The 2,009-nt window shown below is 68.9% G+C and carries 1 protein-coding gene and 1 pseudogene; one reads left to right on the forward strand and one right to left on the reverse strand.

The window, feature by feature from the left end:
- Positions 1-546: 546 nt before the first annotated feature.
- Positions 547-1,683, forward strand: coding sequence for a trehalose-phosphatase (otsB, locus tag AC2VOP_RS03235; protein WP_486959636.1), 1,137 nt, complete (start codon positions 547-549; stop codon positions 1,681-1,683).
- 52 nt (positions 1,684-1,735) lie between these two features.
- On the opposite strand, the pseudogene AC2VOP_RS03240 reads toward otsB, so the two are convergent.
- Positions 1,736-2,009: pseudogene (locus tag AC2VOP_RS03240) on the reverse strand (hypothetical protein); the annotation flags it as partial.

The raw sequence follows: 2,009 nt of genomic DNA on the forward strand, positions 1-2,009 counted from the left end.
TGCGAGTAATTGCACGTGGTGGTGACGGCCGGGCTCAGATCGGGATCTGCAGCCGCGGTCCCCACGCCAGCGGTCAACGACAGTGCGAGACCGCCGACCGTGACAGCCAGTTTGTTCAACGACGGTGTGATCATTTATATACCTCTCCATTAATCCGGATTTTTGTTCCTCGCGCACGACACAGCCCTGCAGTTGTAGCGAAAGCCCTTGTGCCGCAGGGAAGAATATCGTTATCTACTCTGCAGGCTCGACGTTGAGACGATGCTTCCGAGGGAAGCGTAACGCTAGCCGTCCCCACCTTGTCGCTAGGGCCAATGGTCGGCGTGTCATGAGATTTTCGGGGGCGCCGCCGCAGTGCTGAGCGTTGCGGCGACAGCCGCCACCGACGCCGGATCCGGTGCGGTTTTTCCGATCGAATCCCGTCCGGCTGTGGCACCGTGGTCACGGCGAGGGTCCTCGCCCGGCAAGGCCCGGCTTGGCCCGGCACAGCCCGGCACGGCTTGGCCCGGCTTGGCCCGGCACAGCCCGGAAAGGTTTGGTCACGAATTGTCGGTCACGATCGACCCGCGTCGTCACGATGCGGTGCTGTTCGACCTCGCCGCAGCGGTGCCCGACACCGGCCCGCCGGTGGCGCTGGCAGAGAAACTGCGGCAGGCCGGGGTCCGCACCGCGGCGTTCTCCCCAGAGGCGGCTGACCGGCTGGCGGTGCGCCCCGGCCGCAGCGTCGTCGTGGCGAGCACCGAAGCCGGCGTCGCCGCCGGACGCGACGGCGGATTCGCCCTGGTGATCGGCGTCGACCGGGCCGGGCGAGCCGACCTGGCCCGGCACGGCGCCGACGCGGTGGTGGCCGACCTGGGTGAGATCGCGGTGCGCACCGGAGACCTGCCGATGTCAGCGCTGCCGAGCGCTGTGGCCGCAATCGACGTCATCGTCACCCGCGCACCGGCGGTGTTCTTCGACTTCGACGGAACCTTGTCCGACATCGTCGACGACCCCGACTCGGCCCAACTGACCGCGGGCGCGGCGGAGGCGCTGCACGCGCTGGCGGCCCACTGCCCGGTCGCGGTGCTCAGCGGCCGTGACCTCGCCGACGTGCGCCGGCGGGTCGGCCTGCCCGGCATCTGGTATGCGGGCAGCCACGGCTTCGAGCTGACCGAGCCCGACGGCACCCACCACCACAACGACGCTGCGGCCGCTGCGGTATCGGTGCTAGAAGAAGCAGCCGCGCAGCTGTGGGCGGAGCTCTCCGTAATCCCCGGTGTCATGGTGGAGCACAAGCGTTTTGGCGTCGCTGTGCACTACCGCAATGCCGCGCGTGACAGGGTCGGCGAGGTGGTCGCCGCGGTCCATGCCGCCGGCCGGCGCTGTGCGTTGCGGGTGACGACGGGCCGCGAAGTCGTCGAGCTGCGCCCGGATGTCAACTGGGACAAGGGCAAAACACTGCGCTGGATTCTCGATCGGCTGGCCGTCCCGGTGTTGCCGGTGTACCTGGGTGACGACATCACCGACGAGGACGCGTTTGACGCGGTGGCGCGACCCGACCTCGACGGCATCGGGATCGTCGTCCGCCACACCGACGACGGCGACCGGCGCACCGCCGCCCGGTTCGCGCTGGACAGCCCCGAGCAGGTGAGCACGTTCGCCGGGCGGCTGGCACAGCGGATCGGCGGTGCCGGGGCATGAGGTGGTTTGACGACTCCCCCCGCGCTGTCGTCGTACCGAGCGGGCGCGGACCTCAGTGCCGGACGGCCGATCCGTACCGCTGCCGCACCGCTTCGCCGCTGGTGCCGAGCTCCCCGCCGATGAGTGTCCACGAGCATCCGCCTTCGCGCGCCGCGATGACAGCGGCGCGAACTTCAGCTTCGGCCAAGGAACGCGACCGTGCCGCCCGCCGCAGGGCGTGAATCAGTTCCGGGTCTCGTTCGTCTTCGGGACACGGCTCGTATTCTTCGAACTTCTTTGCCAGTTCGTCAGCGTGGGCGATGATCTCTTCTACGGATCGGGGCATG

The organism is Mycobacterium sp. TH-M106 (assembly GCF_057473765.1).